This is a genomic window from Frankia sp. AgB1.9 (genome assembly GCF_016786355.1).
Taxonomy (GTDB): domain Bacteria; phylum Actinomycetota; class Actinomycetes; order Frankiales; family Frankiaceae; genus Pseudofrankia.
Genome location: NZ_JADWYX010000233.1, coordinates 1 through 5,956 on the forward strand (window position 1 = coordinate 1; position 5,956 = coordinate 5,956).

At 65.1% G+C, this 5,956-nt stretch carries 6 protein-coding genes; 4 read left to right on the plus strand and 2 right to left on the minus strand.

Features of this window, described 5'->3' with window-relative positions; genetic code table 11:
- The first annotated feature begins 102 nt into the window (after window positions 1-102).
- A complete protein-coding gene (locus tag I6A60_RS43850) occupies window positions 103-747 on the plus strand; it encodes a group II intron maturase-specific domain-containing protein (protein ID WP_374113337.1) in 645 nt (214 codons plus the stop codon).
- A gap of 126 nt (window positions 748-873) precedes the next feature.
- Window positions 874-1,398 (plus strand): group II intron maturase-specific domain-containing protein, encoded by a 525-nt coding sequence (locus tag I6A60_RS40580; protein ID WP_307874124.1) that lies wholly within the window; start codon window positions 874-876, stop codon window positions 1,396-1,398.
- 169 nt (window positions 1,399-1,567) lie between these two features.
- Here I6A60_RS40580 and I6A60_RS40585 read toward each other — a convergent pair whose 3' ends face one another.
- Window positions 1,568-2,029 carry a hypothetical protein gene (locus I6A60_RS40585; protein ID WP_203011849.1) on the minus strand — a complete coding sequence of 154 codons (462 nt, stop codon included), beginning with the start codon at window positions 2,027-2,029 and terminating at the stop codon, window positions 1,568-1,570.
- A gap of 1,015 nt (window positions 2,030-3,044) precedes the next feature.
- On the opposite strand from I6A60_RS40585, the gene I6A60_RS40590 reads away from it, so the two are divergent.
- Window positions 3,045-3,272 carry a hypothetical protein gene (locus I6A60_RS40590; RefSeq protein WP_238437268.1) on the plus strand — a complete coding sequence of 76 codons (228 nt, stop codon included), beginning with the start codon at window positions 3,045-3,047 and terminating at the stop codon, window positions 3,270-3,272.
- Between the two features lie 477 nt (window positions 3,273-3,749).
- Window positions 3,750-4,148, plus strand: coding sequence for a hypothetical protein (locus I6A60_RS40595; protein ID WP_203011850.1), 399 nt, complete (start codon window positions 3,750-3,752; stop codon window positions 4,146-4,148).
- Between the two features lie 1,316 nt (window positions 4,149-5,464).
- Here I6A60_RS40595 and I6A60_RS43855 read toward each other — a convergent pair.
- Complete coding sequence (locus tag I6A60_RS43855; protein WP_203011851.1) at window positions 5,465-5,764, minus strand: hypothetical protein; 300 nt, start codon at window positions 5,762-5,764, stop codon at window positions 5,465-5,467.
- Between the last annotated feature and the right edge of the window lie 192 nt (window positions 5,765-5,956).

Consider the following 5,956-nt stretch of genomic DNA (forward strand, 5'->3'; position numbering starts at 1 on the left):
AGGATCCCCAGAACGCAACGAAGATCATCGATGGCTATTTGATCTTGTTGGTGCGGGTCTTAACTTAGCGGTATTGCTCCGCAAGGTTCCGCGATATCGCCCGTGCTGGCGAACCTGTTCCTGCACTATGCCTTCGACATGTGGATGGCGCGGGAGTTCCCAGCTGTTCCGTTTGAAAGGTATGCCGACGACAGTGTCGCGCACTGTGCTTCCTTCGAGGAGGCCATCCAGGTGCGGGATGCGGTCGCTGCGCGGCTGGCGGTGTTCGGGATGGAGTTGCATCCGGACAAGACTCGCATCGTCTACTGCAAGGACGCCGACCGGCGTGGCGTTCATGAGGTCACGTCGTTCACGTTCCTGGGGTACACGTTCCGGCCTCGGCTCTCGCGTAGCAGGTGGGGGAAGCATTTCGTGAACTTCACCCCTGCGGTGAGTCGGGAGGCGGTCAAGAGGATGAGCCGGGAGATACGCTCCTGGCACATCCCGCGACGCAGCGACAAGTCTCTCCAGGACCTTGCGCGTATGTTCAACCGCGTCGTGCAAGGTTGGATCAACTACTTTGGGCGCTTCTACAAGTCCATGTTGTATCCACTCCTACAACAGCTGAACATGAAGCTGGTGCTGTGGGCCATGCGGAAGTACAAACGGCTGAGACGTAGAGAACGCCAGGCGCGGCTGTGGCTCCGGCGGATAGCCCGCCAGGAGCCGTCACTGTTCGCGCACTGGCGATTCGGCGCCTATCCCTGAGCGCCGAGCAATGGGAGCCGGATGAGCCGTGAGGTTCACGTCCGGTTCTGCGAGCGGCGGCGGGTGCAATTACCGCCGCCGACTCACCCGGTTGTGCACTGCGTCTCGGGGGAGCAGGCGCGCCGTGTGGCACGGGGGATCGCGGACAGGATGGCCAAGGTCGGGCTGCGACTGAACCCGACCAAGACCAGGATCGTGTACTGCAAGGACGGAAACCGGCGCCAGCACTATCCCGTCGTCGCGTTTACCTTCCTCGGATTCACGTTCCGCCCCCGACCGGCGTGGACGAAGAACGGTGTGGTCTTCGGATCGTTCCAGCCCGCGATCAGCAAGGAAGCCCTGAAACGGATTAGCGGGGAAGTGCGCCAGTGGCGGCTACACCACTGGGTCGGGCTTGGCATCGACCAGGTGGCACGCAGGATCAACCCGATCGTGCGAGGCTGGATGCAGTACTACGGGGTGTTCTACCGCTCCGCGCTGAACCCATTCCTACAGCGCATCAACGGCTACATCATGCGCTGGCTCCGCAACAAGTATCGACGGCTGCGGCCCATCAGACGGGCCGCGGGAGCCTGGCAGCGGATCATCAGCCAGCAGCCCCGGCTCTTCGCCCACTGGGCATGGGCCGCAGCGTCCTGGCGGACAGGATGACAAGAGCCCGGTGACGGGAGATCGTCACGCCGGGATCTGCGGGAGCCCGGGGGTGAGATCCCCCCGGGCTACTCGACCGATCACGAAACACTCCCCGAAAACGAGTCGGAGCCGATCTTGAAACAGACCCGGGGCCTGGGGGTCTGTTTCGGCGTGAGGGGCTGGTGATTTAGTTGTTCGGTTCGCCGGCACGTGGGGTGAGTGGGGGTGTGGCTGGTCTGGTCTGGAAGCTGAGGTTCCAGTCGTCGTGTTCCGGTTCGTCGGCGATGGTGGCTTCCCATCGGTAGCGCGTGCCCGCGGTTAGTGTGAGTGGCGGCACGGTGATCGCGAGAGGGATGTGCAGGGGGGAGCCTTCGGCCAGGCCCTGGGGGCGGCCTGCCTCCATGACTGCTTCTAGCCGTACGGGCTGAGGGCCGGCCGGCCCGGGCTGGAGGGCTGGTGCGCCGTCCTGATCGTGTAGCTCGAGTCGTAGCGTGAACGGTGCGTTCGCTCGGTCCCAGGGCAGTGCGATCAGGATGCCGAGGGCGGACGGGGCGGGCGATGGCCCGATGAGGTTCCAGCCGCCGCCGAGGATGTATAGCTTGCCTTCCGCGACCTGGGCGGCATCGCAGAGGATCATGGTGAGTTTCACGGGGCTACTCCTGATCCCACTCGGGCGGCTGGCGCAACGCGGCCCACCGGCCAGGGCTGGCTCTGCCTTGCCGATGGAGGGCTGATACCGGTGGCTGTGAGGCGTTCGTCGCGATCAGACCGTCGCTTCCGGTGACCATGAGGTTCACGATCGCTGCGGGAGGCGGTCGTCGAACGTTTGTCGGCAGTCTGCAGGAAGTACCCGGCACCCTCCGCGGATGTGTCCGCGGATTTGCGCCCGGGTCGCGATCGCGACGTGGCAGGTCGGGACCGATTGCCTGGGCCGAACGCTATACGCGCGACGCTGCCGATCTCCGCCAGCACGCCCGGCCAGCGTCTGGGCAGACACGGACCGGCAACTGGCTGCGCACGCTGGGCGCGGACCCGTCACCGGCCATGGTGTGAGGCCCTCACCACACCCGGTCTGCCGTTCACAGCGTGACCGCCAACCGGTTGGGTCACCGCCGCGAACCGGTCCTGAGGCCGCCACCTGCCGCGTCGGGCCGGCTATCGGGCGTCGGGGCCGCCGGTGCAGGTTCGGCGCCGGCGAGGCCGCCGGTGCCCTGGCCCTGGCCGGCGCGCGCCCGTTGGAGGGATCGCGTTTGGTTGGCCAGTCTGAACTGCCGAGATGGCTGTTGGCCACTCGGCAATGGGGCCGGCCCTGCCTTGTTGGCCACTCGACGCCGAATGATCACCTCCCGGCGGCGGTCTCACTGGCACGGTGTCCCTCTGTCCCGATCTCGACGCTGAAGGCCTCGTTCTGCGAGATTTGACAAACGTGGATGGCAATCGTGCCTTGGCCGGTCGAGTCTTGGCCGCGTGCCGCGTGCCGCGGGGTCGCGATTCTCGCCGTGGCGCTCATCGGGCCTGTTTGCTTGGTGTTGGCGCCTATCGGATCTGGGATGTCGTTCATCTGCGGCAGGTCGGAGCGCGTGCCCACGCGGAGGTGCTGTCCACGAGTTCGGTCACGCAGGACGACGGCACAGATTATTTCGCCGAGGTTCGTTACCCGGTGGGTGCGGTCGAGGACACGGCCCGGGCCGCACTGGGTCCGCGACGTCACCTTCGGCGAGGACCTCTCCCAGATCCGAACCGGCCACGCGCCCCGGGTCATGGCCAGCCTGCGCAACCTGGCGATCACGATCCTGCGCCTGACCGGCGTCACGACCATCGCCCAGGGAATCCGACACCACGCGCGGCGCCCTGAACGGCCGCTAGAAAAGCTCAAGAGCCTTGCTTGCTAACCGACGACTTTGCCGGGGCCCTGGTTCCGGGGGGGGGGGGGATCACATTGGCATCCGCGCGCGGGTCTATACCTAGCCTTGTCTATATGAATGACGGAGCCAGCTGCGCCGCGACAGCTGACCATCTGGCAACGGCCGGGCCGCCGCATCAGCTCTCGTCACAGGCCTGGACCGACTTCTGGCACCCTGCCGGCTTGAAGGTTGAGCGGATGGACCATGTTCACCAGAATCCTGTGACTATTTCCCCTGTGGTCCGGTCGATAAAACACCGGTGGGAGGGAATCCTGTGACCAGTCGGCCTGACTTCATGTCCATGGGGGTTTGAAAGATATGAACAAAGCGCCTGGCATTGCTGAAAAGAAGCCGCCTGACGGCGGCCCCGGCGAGGGTGACGGTGGGCGTGGCCCCGGGTTCTGGATCCGTAGCCTGACCATCGGTGCGATAGTCGCTGTCCTGGGGGGGTGGGTGATAACAGCCATGACGCGTGATCCGGCGATTCCCCTGGGCTCGGCGGGAGCATTCGTCGAGAAATACTACGCAGAGGCGGCCGATCCATCCAGGGTGGGAGACGCCTGGAACGGGATGACAACGAGCGACTTCCGCAAATATGGTGGAGCGAGATTTTCGCAGTTTAGGAGTTTCTGGAAGGACGAAAATCCACCGAAGGTGGAGCACGTTTCCAAAGACGGCCCTTCTACGTTCTCCGCCCGGATTGCCTTCCACCCGAAGGGCGGTCCCAGAAACGATATATCCGATTTGGCGCTGGTCCTTGTCTGCAAGAACTGGCGGGCGCAATGGAGCTTTGGCGAATGCCCCGCCGAGTCGTTGCGCCTGGATGACTCCAAACACTTCGACTATGTCGTGCTGCAGGGATAGTATACGTGCCCGGTCCGGCCCCGGACGGATTGCTAGATTCGCCAGGTGGCCTGGTGACGGAGGGCCCGGTTGATCGATTGTATGAGCTACCAGAATTGGGGAATCCTGGTGGCGTACTTTTCTCTACGGAGCGGAGGCATGATGGCTGCCTGGTCGATGCCAAGGGTCGGGTTTGTCCGTCTGGTTGTAGCCCTCCTGCTGGCTGCGGCGGTGTTGCTGACATTTGGTCCCGTAGCGTTGTCGGCGGTGGGCGGTAAACACAGTCAGATCGTTGCCGACTGTTACCAGGCCCCCGACGGGAGCGACCGGTGTGATTAGTAAGGTCCTGAGCCTTGCTCGCGCGCGGCCTGGGCGAGGTCATGCGCTGTAATGAGCGTGGACGGATGGTCTTCTCCGAGGATCCTCGGCGACGGGCCAGCAGGTCCTCGTACATCGCCGGCACCGCCGCGTAGTTCCCTTGCTTGTGCACCGTCTGTTCGACGTCGTGCGGAGTGATGAGGGTGACCGGGTGGTCTTCGCCGAGGGCCCGCCGTTCGCGAGTCCGCACTTCTTCGTATATCCCCCGCGTCGTTTCCTGGTCGTCGTCCTACTTCCACACGAGGAAGGCGGGTCAGCATGCGGTGGGAGTGGTAGACCGCCCTCTGGTGGTCCCGCCAGCCGTGCGCGATGCCGAACAGGTTGAAGGGTCTGCCGCCGCTGGGATACTTCATCCGGTCGTAGCCCCCGGACGTGATGGACCAGCCGGTCCAGGTGGCGAGGAACGTCACGGTCGGAAGCGCGATGTGACTGCCGGCCCAGGCGGGCAGGTCGTAGCGCAGCGTGCCGAGTACGGACCGCTGGGCGCCGGCCGTTCGGCGGGCGCCGATGTCCCAGGCGATGGCGAGCGCGACGAAGCCGATGATGCTGAACAGTGCGTTCCACTTGACCCTCAGCGCGGCGCGTAGAAGGACGCCGCAGGCCAGTCGCCAGGGCCGAGAACCGATCTTGGGTCCGAGTGCCGCCAGGTTGCCCGCTGTCGTGCTGCCCGTCGCGCGCTGCTGTTGGCCGTTGGCGGTTCTTGGAAGGCGATCACGCGGCTGGCGAGACGGGCCCAGCCGTGGTCTCGATCGCGTATCAGACAGGCCAGGGCCAGCACGATGCCGGCCATCAGGAATATGTCTAGCATCCCGATCCGGGACTGGACGGACGAACTCCAGTCCGTCGAACGCGAACAGCACTCCCGCTAGGCAGCCGAGCGCGGTAGACCGGAACATCCGGTGAGCCGTGCGGACCAGGACGAGTACGGCCAGTGTGCCGGCCAGCGCCGAGGCGCCATCCTAGGGGTCGCCGCTCTGGTTGCCGAAGCGGTCGACCTGGCCGAACATCGCCTGCGACGCGGCCATCAGCCATTTACCCAGTGGGGGGTGCACCGCGAGCTCGGGGCCGTGGGAAGTCGTGCTGTCGGTCTCGTAGCCGTTGACGAGTAGCCCGTGTGCGTCGTTGACGTAGAAGATCTCGTCGAAGTACCTCCCCTTTGGGTTCGGTGAGGTGCCAGAACCGCCCCAACCCCACTGCCAGCGTGACGCCGGCGGCCCGCGCGCCACCCGGCGAAGCGGTCCTGGGGCATCGGTGGGCACAGTCGATCCCGTAGCTGCTTCGCCTGCTTGCCCTCATCGACGCGCTGGGGACTCGACGTCGCCGGCCGGGGGAGCGCAAGGTGGACCGGCCGAGATCCGCCTCAGCCGAGCGCACTGTCAACGGTTTCTGAAATTTGACCCCCTGGGGGTCCGTGAAATGTGACCCCGGGTCGATTTCAAGATCAGGTAGTG

What these genes read in the sequence shown, in the direction of transcription:
- I6A60_RS40595 (WP_203011850.1), top strand. Translation starts at nt 3,750, where the DNA reads ATGACGCGTGATCCGGCGATTCCCCTGGGCTCGGCGGGAGCATTCGTC.